A 19304-nucleotide genomic window follows, 5' to 3' on the forward strand; every position below is an offset into this window, starting at 1 on the left:
TTTTTAAATTAATCTTCAAATATCTCTCTATCATTTAAATAATTTAATGCTTCGTTATCTAATATTAACTCTTTAAATCCTTTTTTTTCAACAGAAGATATTAATTTTGAAGTTTCTCTTACTCGTTTTGTAAAAAAATCATCTCCTATTGGAACTTTCTTTACTTTTTTATAATAATTTAATAAATGCTTAGTATTCTTGCATCTAGTTTCTATCTTAGCTCTTTTTAATCTATCTTTAATTACTCCTAATGTACAACTAATTTTTTGGCTTGCTTCTACCATATTATATCCTTTTGCTAGCAAAGCTAATATTTCATTTGCTGATATTGGATTTATTCTATGATATTTAGCTGAATACATATCTGCTTTATGAACTATCTTAGCTTCTTTTGTACTTGGATAAATTTTTCCCCATTTTCCATGATGAGAAACAACTATATGTGTAATCTGTTTCTTTATTTCTTCCTTTAATTGTGAGCCTACCTCTACTTCCACTTCTGTTAAAATATTTTCAGCTTCCTTAACTATATAGTCTGGCTTTTTTAACATCATTTGAGAGTGAGAAAATATTTCAGATTTAGATCTTATACTTCCCTTACTCAAATCATGAATAATTACTCCAATAATTATCGAAAATAAATCAATTTTCCCCATTGAATTTTCCAAGTTTCCATATTCGTTTTTAACTTCATCTATTGAAATTTTTAATACATCATAAGTATGAGCTGTAACTTTAACTCCTTGGTCATCGTATTTTTCTAGTTCATTAACTTCTTTAGTATTTATAAGTGTTTTTATAAATTTTAATACTTTTTGGTTAATTTGATTCATTAATCTTCCCTTCTATATTTCTAACTAAACTTTCTCCTCTTAATCCACATAATTGAAGGAGTTCTCCTCTTTCCCCATGTGATATTTTTCCATTATTTATTCCTATTTTGTGGATCTGTTTTTTAATGTTATTTTCATTTAAAAAATCTATTATTTCAGTTCCAAATCCATTTTGTATATACCCTTCTTCTAATATAAATATATTTTTATATTTTTTAAATTCATTTTTTATATAATCTTCGTCAAAGGGTCTTATTGAACCTGCACTAACTATAGTTCCACTTAAATTTTTAGAGATTAATTTATCTTTAACCATTAAAAGTTCTTCCAACATATTACCAGTTGCGATATATAAGTTATCTGTCCCCTTAATAATTTCATTCCATTTCCCTAATTGAAATTTAAAATTATATTCTTTATCACAAACCCATCCTTTATTGTATCTTATAGCAATAGGTTGTTTTACATCTAAACTAAATTTTATCATTTCCTTCATTTCTTTTTGTGTTGTTGGTGACAACACTATAAAATTAGGAATATTCAATAAAAATGAGATATCATATAAGCCATGATGAGTCTTCCCATCCTGACCAACTATTCCAGCTCTATCAATACATAATCTTATTGGCAAATTTTGTAAAGAAACATCATGAATTAATTGTCCTACTCCTCTTTGTAAAAATGTTGAATATACTGCAAAATAAGGTTTCTTACCTGATTTTGCCAAACCTGCAGCAAAAGTTACTCCATGCCCCTCTGCTATTCCTATATCAAAACTTCTACTTGGATATTTTGTAAAGAAATTCTTTAATCCTGTTCCACTTACCATTCCTGCTGAAATCGCCATAATATCTTCATCGTTTTTCGCATATTTACTTAATTCTTCTCCAAAAATTTTTGATGTTGTTACTTCATTTATATTTTTATTTGGATTATAAGGACTTACCCCATGAAATTTTTCTTTATTTTCTTCTGCTGGTAAATACCCTTTTCCTTTTTTTGTTTTAACATGTACAAAAATAGGACCTTCCATCTCTTTTGTTTCTTCAAATATTGAAACTAATTGCTCTATATTATGCCCATCTACTACTCCAAAATATTTAAACCCTATGTTTTGAGGAATATTTATTGGTAAAAGTATATTTTTTATTCGATGCTCAGCTTTTCCCAAAGTATCATGAACTTTTTTTCTTAAATTTCCTTTATTTATTATACTTTTAACATCTTTTCTTAAACTTAAATATGTCTTACTTAAAAGCATTTTACTAAAAAATTTAGAAAGACATCCTACGCTTTTCCCAATTGACATATCATTGTCATTTAAAACAACTATCATATTTTTTAAATTTATCATATTATTTAAAGCTTCAAGAGAATGTCCATTTGCTATGGAAGCATCTCCAACAACTACTATTATTTTTTTATTTGGATAAGCTACTGCCATTCCACAAGCTGCAGATAATGCACTTCCTGCATGACCACTTATAAAATTATCATATTCACTTTCCTCAGGATCTAAAAAAGGTCCTACTCCATCTAACTTTCTTAGAGTATTAAAATTGTTTTTTCTGTCTGTCAAAAGTTTATATACATAAGCTTGATGCCCCACATCAAATAAAATTTTATTTTCCTTGAAATTAAAAACTCTATCTAATGCTACTGTCAATTCTACAACTCCTAAATTAGAAGCTAAATGTCCTCCATTTTTTAGAACAACATCTATTATCTTTTCTCTAAGACCTTTACATAAATTATTTAATTCATCTACCTGCATATTTTCTATATTCATAAATCCACCTTAATTTTCTATGGAATTAAATAACTTTTAAATAATAAAGCTACACCTACTCCTAATATCATCCCTACAAATACTTCTATTGGAGTATGACCTAAAAGTTCCTTTAATTTTTCATCATTAAATTTTTCACCAATTTTAAAACTAAGTCCATCAACCATTTTATTTACAACTCTAGCTTGTTTTCCTGCTGCTCTTCTTATTCCTGCTGCGTCATACATAATTATCCCTGCAAATACCAAAGTTATCGAAAATAATGGATCTCTTGTTCCATAAACTATTCCTACACAAGTTGCTAAACAAGAAACTGTTGAAGAATGCGAACTTGGCATTCCTCCAGTTTCGTAAAATCTTTTTAAATTAAAAGCTTTATCTACAAAAATTGTTGCTATCACTTTATAAAATTGAGCTATAAACCACGCTATAAATGTTACATCTAATATTTTATTTCCAAAAATAATTCCATATTCATCCATATCATAACCTCTTATTTTATTTTATTTTTGATACCTCTTCTGAAATTTTAGGATTATCCTTATTAGGTTTATAAAGTATTATTGTTCTCCCTATAATTCCTACCACTTCACAATTTGTTTTCTCTGCAATTGTTTCTGCTAAATCTCTTTTACTAATTTCTACTGTTTGAAGCATTTTAACTTTAATAAGTTCTCTTGATTCTATTGCATCTAAGATACTTTGTCCCAAATTATCTGTATAACCATCTTTCCCTACTCTTACTAAAGCACTTATTTCATGAGCTCTTTTTCTTAAAAATTCTCTTTGTCTGTTATTCATTTTTTCTCCTCTTCATTTATATCTTTTATTTTTTCTAAACTTCCATTATTATAGGTAAAATCACTGGGTTTCTTTTTGTTTTATTATAAACATACCTTCCTACAGCTTCCTTTGTTATATTTTTAATAGGTTGCCAATCTTTAATTTTTTCATTTTCTATTTTTTCTAATTTTTTATTAATATGTTCTACCGTTCCTTTTATTAACGCTTCAGAATCTTTAGAGTAAGTAAATCCTCTAGTTACTATTTCTGGCCCAGAAACTATCTTCCCTGTCTCTTTATGCCAAGTAAATACAACTATTATAACTCCATCTTGAGAAAGTTGCTGTCTATCTCTAAGAACTGTTTGCCCTATATCTCCTACTCCTAATCCGTCAATAAATGTAGCCCCTGCACTAACTTTACCTTTTAATTTAGCATAACTTTTGGTTACTTCTACTTTACTTCCATTTAGTCCTAAAACTGTATTTGATTTTTTCATTCCAGTTCTCAACGCTGTTTCTATATGGGCTTTCAACATTTTATATTCTCCATGTACCGGCATAAAGTTTTTAGGATTAATTACATTAAATAATAATTCTTGTTCTAATTTACTTCCATGTCCTGAAACATGAATTCCTGCTACTTTTTTAAATATTACTTCAGCATCGTACTTTAATAAATTATTTATATTTTTAGAAACCGCTTTTTCGTTTCCTGGAATAGGAGTAGCTGAAATTATTACAGTATCTCCTTCTTTTACTTTAGTATGTTTATGTATGTTAGAAGCTATTCTAGATAAAGAAGCTCTTGGTTCTCCTTGAGTTCCGGTACAAAGTATAACTACTTTATTATCTTTTTGCTTATCAACATCTGCCAAAGATATCATTGTATCTTTTTTTAATTTTAAATACCCTAATCTTGAAGCTATATCAAAAGTTCTAACTAAACTTCTACCATCAATAGCTATTTTTCTTCCATAAGATTCTGCTATTTCAACTATTTGTTGTAATCTATGAATATGAGATGCAAAAGCTGCAATAATAATTCTTCCCTTTGCCTTTGCAAATTCTATTTTAAAAGCTTCCCCAACAGTACTTTCTGAAGGTGTAAATCCTTCTGTTTCAGCATTAGTTGAATCTGATAATAATAAATCTACTCCTTTTTCTCCAATCTCTGCAAATCTAGCTAAATCTGTTTTTTGATTATCTACTGGAGTTAAATCTATCTTAAAATCTCCTGTAAATAAAACATTTCCTGCTGGAGTTTTTACATGAATAGAATAAGAATCTGCTATTGAATGAGTTATTCTAATAAATTCTATATTAAAATATTTTCCAACTTTAACTCTTGATCTATTTTTCACTTCTCTTAATTTAGGAACATTTTTTATTTTATGATTATCAAATTTATTTTCAATAAGAGCTAGCGTTAATTTTCCTGCAAAAATAGAAACATCTGAATCTATTTTTTGATATAAATATGGAATTCCTCCTATATGATCCTCATGTCCATGAGTTACAAATAATCCTTTAATTTTAGATTTATTATTTTCAACATAACTAAAGTCAGGAATAACTACGTCAATACCAAGTAACCCTTCTCCTGGAAATCCTAATCCACAATCAATAATTACTATTTCATCTCTATATTGAACTAATGTCATATTTTTACCCACTTCATCTAAACCACCTAAAGGCATTATGTACATTTTTTCTTCTTTTGTCTTCAATCCTTTATTATCTACTACTTTTTTATCTATAACTTTTTTATTTTGTGGCTTCTTCTTTGGTGTTTTTTTATCTAATGTTTTCTCATTATTTTTTTCTTTAACTTTTTTTTCTTTTATCATTTTCTCCCTCTTTTTGTATTCCGTGGTATAAGAATTGATATTCATCTATAAATTTTTTAGTCAGAGCTCCCGCTACGGCTCCTCCCCCACCAGCTCCCTGTAATAAAACCGCAAATACAATTTCTGGTTTTTTTACTGGAAAATACCCTGCAATTTCCGCATGAGTTTCATCAAAATGAGCGTTTTGAGCTGATCCACTTTTTGCAGCTATTTTTAAATTTTTAGTTCTCAATCTTTTTCCTGTACCATGTTTATCTTCAACTACTCCAACCATAGCATCTTCCATAATATTATAAAATCTTCTAGGATAATTAACTTCTAAAGACTTCTTTGAAGATGTCTTTTCCTTTCCAGAATCTGTTATTATATATTTCACTACCTTTGGAGTATAAGCATATCCTTTATTTGCTAATACACAATATGCTCTTGCAATTTGAATTGGAGTAACTGTTACATATCCTTGTCCTATAGAATAGTTTATAGTATCTCCTGTATACCATCCCTGTTTAAATCTTTTCTTTTTCCACTCTGGACTTGGGACAATTCCACTTTTTTCTCCAGAGATATCAATACCTGTTTTTTCTCCTAAACCAAAATTTTTTGCAGCTTTAGTTATAACTTTTGAACCATACTTATGACCAAATTTATAATAATAAGTATTTACTGATTGAATTATTGATTTTTTTAAATCTGTTGGTCCATGTCCTCCTCTTTTCCAAGATTTCCAAGACCATTCTCCAATTGAATAAATTGCATTTCTTCCTGGATTCTTTTCTTTAGGATCTAGCCCTGCATTCATAAAACCAAAAGCTACTATAGGTTTAAAAACTGATCCTGGAGGATATTCTCCTGCAATAGCTTTATTTGTTAAAGGTTTTCTCTTATCATATAAAATTTTATTCCAAACATCTGATGGAATGCTAGAAGAAAATATATCTAGAGGATAAGTTGGATAACTAACAATAGTTAATATTTCACCATTTTTAGGATTTATAGCTATGAAAGATCCTGTTAATTTACTTTTTTTAAATTCATTTTCCATAAAAGTTTGTAATCTCATATCAATAGTTAACTGAATATCTTTTCCCTTTTCTGAAGGTTGTTGCTTAATAGTTTTTAAAGCAATTCCTCTAGCGTTAATTTCAAAATATTGATAACCTTTTTTTCCTTTTAATACAGAATCATACTCTTTTTCAACACCCTCTTTACCTATAATGTCTTTTTCTGAATAACCCTGATCTTTTAACTTTTCATACTCTCTATTTGATATTTTTTTTACATAACCTATTAAATGAGATGATGAATTTGGATATAAATACTTTCTTTTATAATACATTTCAACTTCTAAATAAGGATATTCCTCTATTTTTTCAAATATTTTATGTGCCACTTCTTCTTTTAAATCTTCTATCAATGTATTCCGTCTAGTATACATTGATATTTCTCCATATCTTATTCTTTTCTTTATATACTTTTCTGAATAACCAGTTAAATTGCTTATATTTTTTATAATTTCAGGATTTGTTTTTCTTTCTTTCAAATAATTAAGTCTATAACCAATTTTACTTGTTGCTATAATCTCACCATTTGCATCTAATATATTTCCTCTTATAGCCTCTTTTCTTATAAACCTTACCCTATTATTTGTAGATTTATCTTCGTATTCTTGACCTTTATATATTTGAAGATATCCTAATCTAATTAATAAAATTCCAAATAAAATTAATATAAAAATTTTAGCTAATGCATATCTTTTAGATTTATCTATACCTAATATTGTAAATTTAGATTTCTTCATTTAATTGCTCCTGCCATTTCTTTTCTATAAATTTTTAAATATATATAATTAAATATACTACATAAAATCAAATTAATTATAAAAACTTCATTAATTTTCCTTAAAAATATTATATGCCACAGGAATACTTGTACCAATGAAAAAATTGGAATATTTAAATATTGATATTTAATATTTTTTTGAATCAATAAAAATATTAAATAGAATCCTAAAAATATAAATATATTTATAAAAATTTTATCAGTTTGCAATGAATAAACTACAGTTAATAAACCTACTAAATATAAATTATTTACTTTTTTATAACTAGATAAATATAATAAATACGGCATTACTAAAGAGCAACTTGTTACTCTTAAAGATATACTATTTGTTATAAAAATTAATATTAATGCCAATGTAGTTACCATATTTTCCCCTTTTTATATTATTAATTAGCTATAACTATAACCTTATTTTTTAATTCATCTCTTTCAATCATCTTATTTATTCCTAGTTTTTTTGCTATCTTATAAGCTGTATAATAATCTTCTTTGTTATAATTTATTTGAGTATCTGTTCCTGATATTTTAGTTTTCTTTTCTATTACACTATTATACCCATCTTTCTTTAAAGCTTTAACATATTTAGAAGCTATTTCTCCTTCTCCTTTTACTTCAACATCAAATATTTTCTTACTTTCTTTTCCTAGTACAATTACAACATTTGCTAAAGTTGGAATTGTAGCGTCTTCTTTAATCTTAAAATATCTTTCATTTACTTGCATTAAAATATCTTCTATTTTTTCTCTATGTAGATCATTTATTATGATATAGCTAAATTGACTATTAGTTTCATAATTTGCAGCATTATATTTTAAGCCAAAGAACGATTTTAATTTTTCTCCAGTTCTTCTTGCATGACCTGGTTTACCATTAGCATTTAAAATATCAACAACAATATTTTTGTTTTCTATTTTTTCAGATTTTTTATCTCTATATAAATCTTCAAACATAGGCTCTATACTTGAAGTTAGTATATGTCTCTTGTCATTTATCATAACCTCTGGAACATTTCTTGCATTTTTTACTTTTAAATCCATTTCTCCATACTTAACTTTTTTATATTTATCTATCTTTTCTGGAAAAATTAAATTTATTCTTTTTAATATTTCTTCATAATTTCTAACCTTTACTAATTCTTTAAAAGAAACATCTTTATCTATTTGAATGTTAAAAGGAATTTTTATAGCTAATCTATCTTCATAAACTAAAAAAATATTATTTTTTCCAATTAAAGCGTATCTATCTAATTTTTCAGTTTCTTTATTGTCGCTTAATACATTAAAAACCAAAGTTAAAACTGCTATTACAAAAACAACTGCTCCTAATAATGTATATTTAACTCTTGATGCCTTCTTTTTAATATCCACCTATTAACAACTCCTTTTCTAATTTTTCTATCTTTATCTCTAGTTCATCATTTACCTTAAGATTATTTCCACATATTTTTACTCTTAAATAATTTTCACTATATCCATAATAGAAACCATCTTCTTTTCTTTCTTCTATTAAGACATTTAATTTTTCACCAATATATTTTCTTCTAATTTTTTCTCCAAATTCTTTAACTTCTTTTTCTAAATCAGCAACCCTAAGTTTTTTATCATTAGTTTTCACTTTATTAGGATAAGTTACAGCTAATGTATTTTCTCTTTCTGAATAAGGAAATACATGAAGAGAAGAAAAGCCTATTTCTTCAATAACTTTTTTTGTGTTTTCATACATTTCATTTGTTTCTCCAGGAAACCCAACTATTACATCTGCTGTATATTCTATATTTTTAACCTCTTCCCTTAATTTAAATAATCTTTCCTTTATTAGGGATACACCATAATTTCTTTTCATCTTTCTTAAAATTTCATCATCACAAGATTGAAGAGAAATATGTAAATGAGGCATGATTTTCTTATTATTTTTCATTATATCAATAAACCTATCAGTTATCCTGTCTGGATATACTGATCCTATTCTTATTCTTTCTATTCCTTCAACTTTAATTAAAGCTTCCAACAAATCTTCAAAATCAATATCTTCCTTTAAGTCTTTTCCATAATCACCTAAATTAATACCAATTAAAATAATTTCTTTAAACCCTTCTTCTGCAAGCTTTTTAGCCTCTAAAATTACATTATCAAATTTTCTAGATCTACTTTTCCCTCTTCCAAATGGAATTTTACAATAAGAGCAAAAATTATTACATCCATCTTGTATTTTTATATAAGCTCTAGACATTTCTCTAAAAGTAGAAAATTCTAATTCTTTATAATCCACATCTTCAAAAATATTTAATACTAAATTATGATGATCCCTATTTGTATCTTGATTTATTATTAAATCTACAACTTCACTTTTATTAGTATTCCCTACAACATAATCAACTTCTTCTATTTTTAATAAATCTTCCCCATTTGTTTGGGCATAACATCCTGTTACAATAACTTTAGCGTTTGCATTTAATTTTTTTGTTCTTCTTAAAATATTTCTTGTTTTTCTATCTGCTACTGAGGTTACTGTACAAGAATTAACTACGTAAAAATCTGCTTCCTCTGTAAATTTAACTTCTTTATAACCTTTGTTTAAAAGTTTATTTTTTATGCTTTCTGTTTCATACTGATTTACTTTACACCCTAAAGTATAAAATGCCACTCTTTTATTTAAATTCATTTATTAATATTCCTCCAACTACAATAGCAGCTGTCTCTGCTCTTAAAATATTTCTTCCTAAAGTAACTATTTTTGAATTTTCTAATTCTTTTAAACCTTCTATTTCCTCTTCAGAAAATCCTCCTTCAGGGCCAATAATATACAATACTTTTTTTATTTTCTTTTTCTCTTCTTTTAGTAACTCTTTCAAACTATAATTTTCTTCATTTTCATAAGGAACTATAACTAAATCATAATTTTCATAAGAAATATCCTTTAGTTTTGTTATTTCATCTATGTCTAAAAAATTAACTCTTTGACATTGCTTTATTGCTTCTTTGGAAACAACATCCCATTTTTCTTTTTTTTCTTTCAACTTAACTATAGTTCTTTTTGTCTCTAAGGGTAATATTTTATCAATACCTATCTCTGTTAATTTTTGTATAACTAATTCCATTCTATCATTTTTTATTATAGAAATTCCTGCCTCTACTTTAATCTCATCTTTTTCTATCTCTTTTTCTGATAAAATTTTTAATTTTATTTCTTTTTTTTCAAGAAGCTGAACACTACAAAAATATTCTTTTTCTCCATCCACAGCTCTTACTTCATCCTTTTCTTTTATTCTAAAGGAATTTTTTAAATGATTGATATCTTTTTTATCTTTTACTATAATTTCTCCTGAAAAAATATTCTCTTTTCCTATTACAACTGTTATCATTAATTTCTCCTAAATTATACTTCTATTTTCTATAATATCTTTAATTGTATAAGCTTCTAAGATTTCTTTCATTTTATCATCTAATTTTTTCCAAATACAACTACAATCTTTTTCAACACATTCTGTAGATCTTTTAAATTGGTAAGCTTCGTTACAATTTATAATCATAGGATCCTCATCTAAAATCACATAAATTTCATATAAAGTTACTTTTTCTGGTTCTACTATAAGTTTGTATCCTCCGCTTGGTCCTCTTTTTCCTTCTATTATTTTTTTATTTTTCAATCTATATAAAATTTGTTCTAAATATTGAATAGAAATATTTTCTTTTTCTGAAATCTCTTTTATTCTTACCATTCTATCCTTGGAAGTTTCTGTAGCTATATAAGCTAAAGCTTTAAACCCATACTTAACTTTTTTACTTATTTTCATTATTTACTCCTTAACTTCAAAATGTTCTCTAGCTTTTTCAGTAATCATTCTTCCCCTTGGAGTCCTTTTAATATATCCTTTTTTAACTAAATAAGGTTCGTAGACTTCTTCTATAGTTCTCTTATCTTCACCCAACATTAAGGATAAGGTCTCGACACCTACTGGCCCACCATTATAATTTTTTATAATTGATATAATTATTCCCCTATCTAATTCATCTAATCCATCTTCATCTACTCCTAATAATTTAAGAGTTTCTAAAACTATTCTTTTAGTTATTATTCCATTTCCTCTAATCTCAGCATAATCTCTTACTCTTTTCAAAAATCTATTAGCTATTCTTGGAGTTCCCCTGCTTCTTTTAGCAATTTCACTTGCACCTTCTTTATCTATAGAAACTTCCAATACTTTAGCTCCTCTTATAATAATCTCCATTAATTCTAAATTATTATAATATTCCATTCTATGAGTAACACCAAATCTATCTCTAAGAGGAGAGCTCAATAGTCCAACTCTTGTTGTAGCTCCAATAAGAGTAAACTTAGGTAACTCTATTCTTATAGATCTTGCTGCTGGTCCTTTCCCTATTATTATATCTAATTCTCCGTCTTCCATAGCTGGATATAGTATCTCTTCTACTGAAGTATTCAATCTATGAATTTCATCTATAAACAAAATATCATTTTCTTCTAAAGACGTTAAAATAGCTGCCAAATCCCCAGCTTTATCTAACACTGGTCCTGAAGTTATTTTTAGACTTACATCCATTTCATTTGCAATAACTCCAGCAAGAGTTGTTTTCCCAAGACCTGGTGGTCCATATAATAAAATATGATCCATACAACTCTCTCTTCTTTTAGCAGCTTCTATAAAAATTTGCATCTTTTCTTTTAATTTAGATTGCCCTATATATTCATAAAATCTTTTAGGTCTAAGACTCTTTTGGATATCTGTTTCACTAAATATTTCTTTTTCTGTAACTATTCTATCATCCAAAACTATTCTCCTTAATTACATAAAACTAATTAACATAAACTGAACAGCACCTATAATAGCTCCTAATATCGCACCTATAATTTCAATATGTTTTAATTCTTTCTTAGCAAGATCACATATTATTTTCTCTATCTTTTCTAGTGAAAAAGCATCCACTTTTTCTATAACTATTTCTTTAATATCAACACTTTCTTGTAAATAGTTAATGAATACTTTTATCATCTCATCTTTGTTTCCAAGTATACTATTTTTTATAGCTCCTTTTATTTTTTCTAAGATACTATCGTTTAAAAATAATGCTGCCATAGGAAATAAACTTAAAATTTCTTCCTTTAGTTTATCCTTTAAAACCTTATCTATTAATTCTCCTATTTTTTCTTCAATGTCTTCACTAGATATTTTAGAAGTTATATCTTCTAAAGAAAGTAATTCTTTCTCTACTACTTCTGCTATTCCTTGTCCTATTTCATGTTTTCTTTTAGGCAATAAACCTTGTATTTTAAATAATCCTAAATTTATTTCTTTATATGGTCTAAATAACATTTTTATAGCAATATAGTTTGTTGTCCATCCAATTAATGATCCTACAATAATTAAAATAATTCCTTTTAAAACTAAATCTTGATTCATTTTTCTGTTTCTCCTAGTATTCTCTTTATTTTTTATAAACTATTATACCATTTAAGTCTTATTTTTTAAAGCTTTTTATATTAATAGTTTCTTTCAAATTCCAATATCTTTTTTTCTAATTCTAGTTGCATTTTTAACTTTTTATTAGAAAAAACTAATTTATTATTTTCTATCATTTCCTTTTCTAACTCTTTTATTGTTTTTATTCCATTAAACTCTGGTCTTAATTTCTCATAATCTCCATTCAAATATAAGCTTTCTCCTTCTAAAAAGGAAAATTCTAAAGTATTTCTTATCAAATTTTTTAATTCTTCATAACTAATATCATATCTTTTTATCGCTTTCAAATATTCTATTACTATATTCCCTCTACTCACAGCTTCATCATCTGTACAAATAACTAAAGGTACCCCATATTTTCTGTATAAGTTAAAGGGATGCTCTTCCCCTTTAACACCTAATATTATTTCATTACTTGTTAAGCATATTTCAACTGGAATTTTGTTTTCCTTCATAACATTCAACGTTTCAAAACTTTCCCATTGAATACTTACTCCATGACCTATTCTTTTAGTTATTACTTTTCCCCTTTTATTTTTTTCTTTCTCTAAATAAAGTGTGCTAATTATTCTATCACTCATATTTTCCAAAGATTCTCTTTCTATTGTCAATTCTCCAGCATGAATAGATAAATTTATTTTTTTATTTGGATATTTTTCTTTAAAATACAGATATAAATATTTTAAAATTTTCATATGAGTCTCAAAATTTCTTCTTGATTCTAAAGAATCTTCTACTTCAACTACATTTACCCCTACAATTCTTGAATCTAAACATGAACTTAAAATAAATAAAAAAGCTTCTGAAAAGAAAGTTTCCAAATCAGCTGTCATTCTTCTTAAATAAGGCATATAGCCAACTTCTATATTCTTCAATCCATTTTCATACAAGTAATCTTCTCTTCTATCTAAAAAGTTTTTAAGTTCTAGCTTGTTCTCGTTTGTTATATTTTTTTCTAAAATTCCACAATATTCATTCATTTTTTCTAAATCAAATTCATTTTTAAGTTTAAGAGAATTTTGAAATTTTTCAATTAATTCTTCAGGAACACAGTCTGATATCATTTCAACATAACTCATATTTTCCAAATGATTTCTCTTTAAAATCTCTAGAATTAATTCCTCTTCTTTAACTTTAGAACTTAAAACATTTAAAAAAGTACTAAAAAAATGATTCGCTCCATTTTTTTTATTCTTTAATCCTCTCATACTGTAATTAGCAAAATAGTCTTCTAGATTTTCTTTTTCTAGAATTTTAATCGTTTTTATATTTCCATTTTTATCAGATTTTTCATATTCTTTTTCAGTTAAAAATTTATGAGTTCTTAAATCGTAATAATTATTATTTAAAATAGCTTTTTCATAAAGATGTTCGGAATAACCACCGCCTAAAGAATGATTATGTAAATCTCCTCCTTTTGGCATAGCTTTTAAAAACATAATAAGTTCAGGTATATTTTTCTTTATTTCTTCAAATTTTTCATTATTCACAGAATACCCCCTCAATATTTTTATATTTTTATTATATCATAAATTATTTTTTATGTTTTATAAAAAAAACCTCGCTAAGATTTAGCGAGGCAATTTATTTACTGTAGATTTATTCTCCTGCAGTACCATATTTTTCGATTAATTCTCTTTGTTCTCTTTTTTCTGAATCTAATTCATAAGCTTTTATAGATATCTTTATTTTTTGTCTTTCAGTATCAATTTCAATTATTTTACCTGTAATCATATCTCCAACTTTGAAAGTTTCTTTTAAATCTTTTATGTAATCTCTAGAAACTAATTGAGTTGGTATAAATCCATCTATTCCTTCTTCTAATTTTACAAATAATCCAAAGTCTTGAATATTTTTTATTTCTTTTTCAACAACGTCTCCAACTTTATAATTTTCCATAACTGTTTCCCATGGACTTTTTTCTAAAACTTTGATACTTCCTTTTATTTTCTTAGCTTCAAGATCTAATTCGATAACTTCACATTCAACTTCTTGACCTTTTTCAAATTTCTTATTTCCTACCCAACAGAAATCTGCTTGGTGAATAAATACATCTATTCCTTCTTCAACTTCTACAAAAATTCCATAAGCTTTAACTTCTGCAACTTTTCCAGTTAATCTTGTTCCTATTTTATATTTTTCTCCTGCTGTTTCCCATGGATCCGCTGATAATTGTTTTACACCTAATTTTAATTTTCTTCCTTCTGGTTTAAATTCAAGAATTTTAACTTTTAAAGAATCTCCTAATTTAGCAAATTCTGAAATTGCAACTTTCTTTTTATTCCAAGTAAAGTCAGAAACGTGTACTAATCCTTCTACTCCATCCATAATTTCAACTAAAACTCCATATTGTAATGTTTTAGTTACTTTACCATCAACAACATCTCCTATTTGATATTTGTCTTTTGCTGTTTCCCATGGATTTACAGTTAATGCTTTTAATGATAATTTTATATTTTTCTTTTCTTCTTCTAATTGAATAACTTTTACAGTTAATTTTTGTCCTAATTCAAATCCTTCAATTTTTTCAGCTTTTTTCCAAGAAATTTCAGAAATATGTATGAATCCTCTTAAGTGACCAAGAGTTACAACTATTCCAAATGGTAAAATTTCAGAAATTGTTCCTTCTAAAACATCTCCTAAGTTTATTTTAGCAAACTCTTCATTTCTTACTGCTACCGCTACATCTCTTCTAGAAACAGTAACTTTTTTACCTTTTCTTTCTTCTTTTAATTCTTTTATTAGTACTTCTACATCTTTTCCTAATATTTTTTGTCCATTTCTTGTTTCAGAAAGAGATTTTGGTAAGAATACTTGGTGAGAGAATATTTCTAATATATATCCTCCTCTTACTTCCCTTACAACTCTTCCAGTTAATTTTTCTTTAGCTTCATAAGCTTCTTTTAATTTTTCCCATCCAGTTTCCATTTCAATTCTTCTTCTAGAACCAATTAAAAATTCTCCTTCTGGTGTTTCTCCAACTAACATTACTTCTATTTCATCACCAACATTATATTTTGCTACTTCTTCAGTTTTTACTCTGACTGTTGTTACTTGGCTTGGTACATCTAGATAAGTAAAGTTTCTTTCCTTACTTTCTATTGTTCCTACTACTTTTTCTCCGCTTTTCCCTTCTTCTGGAAGGTACTCCGCTAGTAGCGCCTCAAATTCGTTATAATCCATGTTTGTCATCAAAATTCCCCCTTATGTCTTTTTCTATCTCTAATATTACTTTTTCCGGTGTTGATGCTCCTGCTGTTATTCCTATATTCTTAATATTTTGCAACCATTTTCTATTTAACTCACTTTTATTTTGTATTAAATAACTTTTATTATTAATACTTTTAGACAAATTATATAGTTTTTTCGTATTTGAACTAGCTAAATCTCCTACTATTAAAACTACATCTACTTCTTTAGCTAATTTTTCAACAGCTATTTGTCTTTCGTAAGTTGCTCCACATATTTTACTAAAAATTTCTATATTTTCATAGTTATTTTCTATATTTTTTTTAATTTGGAAAAATATCTCTTTATTTAAGGTAGTTTGAGTTAACAAACAATATTTTTTATTTTTCTCTACTTCAAAGTCTAAGAACTCATCATAATTAGCTAATACCTTTACATTTCTGCCAAAAGATACAATTCCTTTTACCTCTGGATGATTCTTATCTCCTATAAATAAAATTTCTTTTCCATTTTTTCCAGCTTCTATTAATGTTTCTCTTATTTTTTTAACAAAAATACAAGTTGCATCAATAATTTTAATTTCACTTCTCTTTAGTATATCATAAATTTCCTCTGTTGTCCCGTGTGCTCTTATAATTATTAAATCTTTTTTTTCAAATTTTATTTTACCTGAAATTAAATCCTCTTCTGAAACAGTTATAAATCCTTTTTTTTCCATATCTTCAACTACATTTTTATTGTGTACCAACATCCCTAAAATATAGGCTTTGTTATAATCTTTTTCTGTTTTTATAACACTTTCACATAAATTAATTGCTCCTGCAACCCCAAAACAAAAACCCATTTTTTCAGCTCTTATTATTTTCACTATTCTTCACCAAATTTTTCCACTTCAATTAAATTTTTCAAAGCTTCTAACATTTCTAATTCATCACTTCCATCAGCTTCAAGTTCTAATTTTCTTCCTTGCTCTGCTGCTAAAAGCATTAACCCCATAATACTTTTCCCATTTATTTCTTCATCATCATATCTCACTAATATTTCAGAATCAAATTTAGTAGCTATTTGAACAAACAACGATGAAGGTCTTGCATGTAAACCTGCTTTATTTTTTATTTCAACTTCTATTTTTTTCATTGTTTACCATCCTTACAATTTTTTTATATAAGTCTTCACTATTTTTTTCACTTCGGTAGAATCTTTACATTTTAGTATCTGATTTTTAAGGTTACCTAATTCATTAAACTTTATTTTTCTAACTATATTTCTCGCTCTTGGAATAAAGGTTTTAGCCATACTTAAATCTTTAATTCCAAAACTTAATAATATAACTACTCCAACTAATTCACCAGCCATTTCTCCACAAACAGAAACTTTTTTATTCTTTTCTAAACCAACTTCTGCTAGTGTATTTATAGCTCTTAAAACTGCTGGATGATAATAATCATATAATTCATTTTCTTTTTGGGAAAATCTATCTGTGGCTAAAATATACTGGGTTAAATCATTTGTTCCTATTGAGAAAAAGTCAATTTCTTCAGCTATTTCTCTAGCCATAAAAATAACAGAAGGAACCTCTACCATTATTCCAGTTTCTATATCTTCTTTAAATTTTAATCCTTCTTCTTTCAAATCTTCTTTAACTTCTTCTAAAATTTGTTTTATTTTTAAAATTTCAGCCCTACAAGAAACCATAGGATGCATTATTTTTATATCTTTTCCATAAGAACTTTGTAATATTGCTCTAAGTTGAGTTCTTAAAATCCTTTTTCTTCTAAGAGTAAATCTAATTCCCCTTTCTCCAAGGGAAGGATTTTCTTCACTTTCTATAGGACAATAAGGTAATATTTTATCCGCTCCTATATCTAAAGTTCTTATAATCATAGGTTTATCTTTGCCTATTTCTTCATTTATACTGTTATAAATTTTTATTTGTTCTTGCTCTGTAGGTAAACTGTTTCTTTCCATATAAACAAACTCTGTCCTAAGAAGTCCCACCCCACGAGGATTAACTCTTCTTAAAGCATTTAAATCTATATGTTGTCCTGCATTAAAATCTAAATTTATATCTACACCATCCACTGTAACTGAAGGCATATTTATATTTTTTTCTATTTCTTCCTTTTCTTTCTCAATAAATTTCTGTAATTTTTTGTATTCCTCTACTACTTCTAAAATAGGATTATTTATTACTCTAGCCTTTATGTGATAAGTATCTAATATAATCTCATCACTCCATTTCTCTAAAAATAAATCTTTTCCACCCATAAATGTTGGAATTTCTAAAGATTTAGCTAATATAGCAACATGGGAAGTTGTCCCTGAAAACTCCATTATAATTCCCTTTATTTCAACATGATTATTTACTAGCTCTAATAATTCTGAGGGTAAAATTTCTTTAGCAATCAATATTTTACCTTCTACGTTGTTATATAGCTCTTTTCTTCTAATCAAAGCAAATAGTAATCTATCTCTTATATCTTTCAAATCTGAAACTCTTTGCTGATAAACAGAATTTTTCTTTTTAGAAAATAATGTGATGTACTTTCCCAAAACTTTCTTTACAACTTCTTCAGCATTAAGTTTTTCTTTCCTTATCATACTCTCTATTTCTTTTAAAATTACAGGATCATTCAACATTTCAAAATGAACTATCAATATTTGTAAATCTTTTTTATCTACTTTTGTTCTTAGTTCATTTATTAACTTAGATAATTTTCCTTGTGCAAATTTAATCCCCTCTTTATATCTTAATATTTCATTGGCTATTTCCTCTTCCTTTAGGAAATACGGTTCTATCTCGATTTTTTTTTCGTACTTTAAAAAAGGCTTCCCGATTACTACCCCTTCATATATTCCTTTTCCATATATTTTTTCCATAATCTTTTCCTTTATAAATAATAATTTTACCTTTAAATTATATATTATTTGTAGTGTTTTTTCAATTTTTTTCAGTAATTTTACCACATTATTTTAATTTTTTTATTTGTAATTGAAAAAAAATTGTGATAAAATTTCCATTAATATATTTTTAAGAAGTATTTTTTTTGTTTTATTTTTACTTTTAGGAGGTATTTTTAAATGAATAACATGCTGGAAATTTTTGGAACAAACCATTTTTCTGAAATAGAGTTAAAAAGTAGAATCCCTGGTTCTATTTTTAAAGAATTTAAAGCTGTTCAAAGCGGAAAAAAACAACTGTCTATTTCTGTTGCTGAAGTAATTGCCAATGCTGCTAAAAACTGGGCTACTGAAAAAGGTGCTACTCACTTCACTCACTGGTTTCAACCATTAACTGAGCTTACTGCAGAAAAACATGAATCTTTTATTTCTGTTTCTTCTGATGGTAATATACTTTCTCAATTTTCTGGAAAAGAATTAATTAGAGGAGAAGCTGATACTTCTTCTTTCCCAAATGGTGGACTTCGTTCTACATTTGAAGCTAGAGGATATACAGCGTGGGATTTATCATCTCCTATGTTTTTAAGAGGACCTGAAAAAGCAAAAACTTTATTTATACCAACTGCTTTTGTTGGGTAT

The 19304-nt window shown here is 26.7% G+C and carries 19 protein-coding genes; 1 reads left to right on the forward strand and 18 read right to left on the reverse strand.

Going from position 1 to position 19304, the window contains the following annotated elements; all coding sequences use genetic code 11:
- Positions 1 to 8: 8 nt before the first annotated feature.
- From Q7K47_04165 to ptsP, 18 genes are all read right to left on the reverse strand, one after another.
- Positions 9 to 833 (reverse strand): phosphohydrolase, encoded by an 825-nt coding sequence (locus Q7K47_04165; GenBank protein ID MDP0506407.1) that lies wholly within the window; start codon positions 831 to 833, stop codon positions 9 to 11.
- Positions 820 to 2622 (reverse strand): 1-deoxy-D-xylulose-5-phosphate synthase, encoded by a 1803-nt coding sequence (gene dxs, locus Q7K47_04170; protein ID MDP0506408.1) that lies wholly within the window; start codon positions 2620 to 2622, stop codon positions 820 to 822. Before dxs ends, Q7K47_04165 begins: the two co-directional genes overlap by 14 nt.
- A gap of 17 nt (positions 2623 to 2639) precedes the next feature.
- Positions 2640 to 3104, reverse strand: coding sequence for a divergent PAP2 family protein (locus Q7K47_04175; GenBank protein ID MDP0506409.1), 465 nt, complete (start codon positions 3102 to 3104; stop codon positions 2640 to 2642).
- A 16-nt stretch (positions 3105 to 3120) separates the two neighbouring features.
- Positions 3121 to 3423 carry a ribosome assembly RNA-binding protein YhbY gene (gene yhbY / locus Q7K47_04180; GenBank protein MDP0506410.1) on the reverse strand — a complete coding sequence of 101 codons (303 nt, stop codon included), beginning with the start codon at positions 3421 to 3423 and terminating at the stop codon, positions 3121 to 3123.
- A 34-nt stretch (positions 3424 to 3457) separates the two neighbouring features.
- Positions 3458 to 5254, reverse strand: coding sequence for a ribonuclease J (locus Q7K47_04185; GenBank protein ID MDP0506411.1), 1797 nt, complete (start codon positions 5252 to 5254; stop codon positions 3458 to 3460).
- Complete coding sequence (gene mrdA / locus Q7K47_04190) at positions 5232 to 7052, reverse strand: penicillin-binding protein 2 (protein ID MDP0506412.1); 1821 nt, start codon at positions 7050 to 7052, stop codon at positions 5232 to 5234. The genes Q7K47_04185 and mrdA overlap by 23 nt, the downstream gene beginning before the upstream one ends.
- Positions 7049 to 7462, reverse strand: a complete 414-nt coding sequence (locus tag Q7K47_04195; GenBank protein ID MDP0506413.1) for a hypothetical protein — start codon at positions 7460 to 7462, stop codon at positions 7049 to 7051. Before Q7K47_04195 ends, mrdA begins: the two co-directional genes overlap by 4 nt.
- Positions 7463 to 7482: 20 nt before the next feature.
- Positions 7483 to 8463, reverse strand: coding sequence for a LytR C-terminal domain-containing protein (locus tag Q7K47_04200; protein MDP0506414.1), 981 nt, complete (start codon positions 8461 to 8463; stop codon positions 7483 to 7485).
- Complete coding sequence (gene mtaB, locus Q7K47_04205; protein ID MDP0506415.1) at positions 8453 to 9757, reverse strand: tRNA (N(6)-L-threonylcarbamoyladenosine(37)-C(2))-methylthiotransferase MtaB; 1305 nt, start codon at positions 9755 to 9757, stop codon at positions 8453 to 8455. Before mtaB ends, Q7K47_04200 begins: the two co-directional genes overlap by 11 nt.
- Positions 9744 to 10457: a 16S rRNA (uracil(1498)-N(3))-methyltransferase gene (locus Q7K47_04210; GenBank protein ID MDP0506416.1), complete on the reverse strand. Its 714-nt coding sequence runs from the start codon at positions 10455 to 10457 to the stop codon at positions 9744 to 9746. The genes mtaB and Q7K47_04210 overlap by 14 nt, the downstream gene beginning before the upstream one ends.
- 9 nt (positions 10458 to 10466) lie before the next feature.
- Complete coding sequence (locus tag Q7K47_04215) at positions 10467 to 10889, reverse strand: Rrf2 family transcriptional regulator (GenBank protein ID MDP0506417.1); 423 nt, start codon at positions 10887 to 10889, stop codon at positions 10467 to 10469.
- A gap of 3 nt (positions 10890 to 10892) precedes the next feature.
- Complete coding sequence (gene ruvB / locus Q7K47_04220; GenBank protein MDP0506418.1) at positions 10893 to 11885, reverse strand: Holliday junction branch migration DNA helicase RuvB; 993 nt, start codon at positions 11883 to 11885, stop codon at positions 10893 to 10895.
- A 15-nt stretch (positions 11886 to 11900) separates the two neighbouring features.
- Positions 11901 to 12515, reverse strand: a complete 615-nt coding sequence (locus Q7K47_04225; GenBank protein MDP0506419.1) for a DUF445 family protein — start codon at positions 12513 to 12515, stop codon at positions 11901 to 11903.
- A gap of 80 nt (positions 12516 to 12595) precedes the next feature.
- Complete coding sequence (locus Q7K47_04230) at positions 12596 to 14065, reverse strand: hypothetical protein (GenBank protein ID MDP0506420.1); 1470 nt, start codon at positions 14063 to 14065, stop codon at positions 12596 to 12598.
- 109 nt (positions 14066 to 14174) lie between these two features.
- A complete protein-coding gene (locus Q7K47_04235) occupies positions 14175 to 15767 on the reverse strand; it encodes a S1 RNA-binding domain-containing protein (GenBank protein MDP0506421.1) in 1593 nt (530 codons plus the stop codon).
- Entirely contained in the window at positions 15748 to 16632 is an 885-nt protein-coding gene (ispH, locus tag Q7K47_04240) for a 4-hydroxy-3-methylbut-2-enyl diphosphate reductase (protein ID MDP0506422.1), read from the reverse strand. The genes Q7K47_04235 and ispH overlap by 20 nt, the downstream gene beginning before the upstream one ends.
- The gene (locus Q7K47_04245) at positions 16632 to 16901 is read right to left on the reverse strand and encodes an HPr family phosphocarrier protein (protein MDP0506423.1); all 270 of its coding nucleotides are present in this window, start codon (positions 16899 to 16901) and stop codon (positions 16632 to 16634) included. The genes ispH and Q7K47_04245 overlap by 1 nt, the downstream gene beginning before the upstream one ends.
- 12 nt (positions 16902 to 16913) lie before the next feature.
- Entirely contained in the window at positions 16914 to 18644 is a 1731-nt protein-coding gene (ptsP, locus tag Q7K47_04250; GenBank protein ID MDP0506424.1) for a phosphoenolpyruvate--protein phosphotransferase, read from the reverse strand.
- A gap of 201 nt (positions 18645 to 18845) precedes the next feature.
- Between ptsP and Q7K47_04255 the strand changes: the two genes are divergently transcribed.
- A partial coding sequence (locus tag Q7K47_04255) for a glutamine synthetase III (GenBank protein ID MDP0506425.1) occupies positions 18846 to 19304 on the forward strand: 459 nt, incomplete at its 3' end.

It is taken from the genome of Fusobacterium sp. JB019 (assembly GCA_030673965.1).
In the GTDB taxonomy this organism is placed as follows: domain Bacteria; phylum Fusobacteriota; class Fusobacteriia; order Fusobacteriales; family Fusobacteriaceae; genus Fusobacterium_B.

What these genes read in the sequence shown, in the direction of transcription:
- Q7K47_04165 (MDP0506407.1), bottom strand. Translation starts at nt 833, where the DNA reads ATGAATCAAATTAACCAAAAAGTATTAAAATTTATAAAAACACTTATA.
- dxs (MDP0506408.1), bottom strand. Translation starts at nt 2,622, where the DNA reads ATGAATATAGAAAATATGCAGGTAGATGAATTAAATAATTTATGTAAA.
- Q7K47_04175 (MDP0506409.1), bottom strand. Translation starts at nt 3,104, where the DNA reads ATGGATGAATATGGAATTATTTTTGGAAATAAAATATTAGATGTAACA.
- yhbY (MDP0506410.1), bottom strand. Translation starts at nt 3,423, where the DNA reads ATGAATAACAGACAAAGAGAATTTTTAAGAAAAAGAGCTCATGAAATA.
- Q7K47_04185 (MDP0506411.1), bottom strand. Translation starts at nt 5,254, where the DNA reads ATGATAAAAGAAAAAAAAGTTAAAGAAAAAAATAATGAGAAAACATTA.
- mrdA (MDP0506412.1), bottom strand. Translation starts at nt 7,052, where the DNA reads ATGAAGAAATCTAAATTTACAATATTAGGTATAGATAAATCTAAAAGA.
- Q7K47_04195 (MDP0506413.1), bottom strand. Translation starts at nt 7,462, where the DNA reads ATGGTAACTACATTGGCATTAATATTAATTTTTATAACAAATAGTATA.
- mtaB (MDP0506415.1), bottom strand. Translation starts at nt 9,757, where the DNA reads ATGAATTTAAATAAAAGAGTGGCATTTTATACTTTAGGGTGTAAAGTA.
- Q7K47_04210 (MDP0506416.1), bottom strand. Translation starts at nt 10,457, where the DNA reads ATGATAACAGTTGTAATAGGAAAAGAGAATATTTTTTCAGGAGAAATT.
- Q7K47_04215 (MDP0506417.1), bottom strand. Translation starts at nt 10,889, where the DNA reads ATGAAAATAAGTAAAAAAGTTAAGTATGGGTTTAAAGCTTTAGCTTAT.
- Q7K47_04225 (MDP0506419.1), bottom strand. Translation starts at nt 12,515, where the DNA reads ATGAATCAAGATTTAGTTTTAAAAGGAATTATTTTAATTATTGTAGGA.
- Q7K47_04235 (MDP0506421.1), bottom strand. Translation starts at nt 15,767, where the DNA reads ATGACAAACATGGATTATAACGAATTTGAGGCGCTACTAGCGGAGTAC.
- Q7K47_04245 (MDP0506423.1), bottom strand. Translation starts at nt 16,901, where the DNA reads ATGAAAAAAATAGAAGTTGAAATAAAAAATAAAGCAGGTTTACATGCA.
- ptsP (MDP0506424.1), bottom strand. Translation starts at nt 18,644, where the DNA reads ATGGAAAAAATATATGGAAAAGGAATATATGAAGGGGTAGTAATCGGG.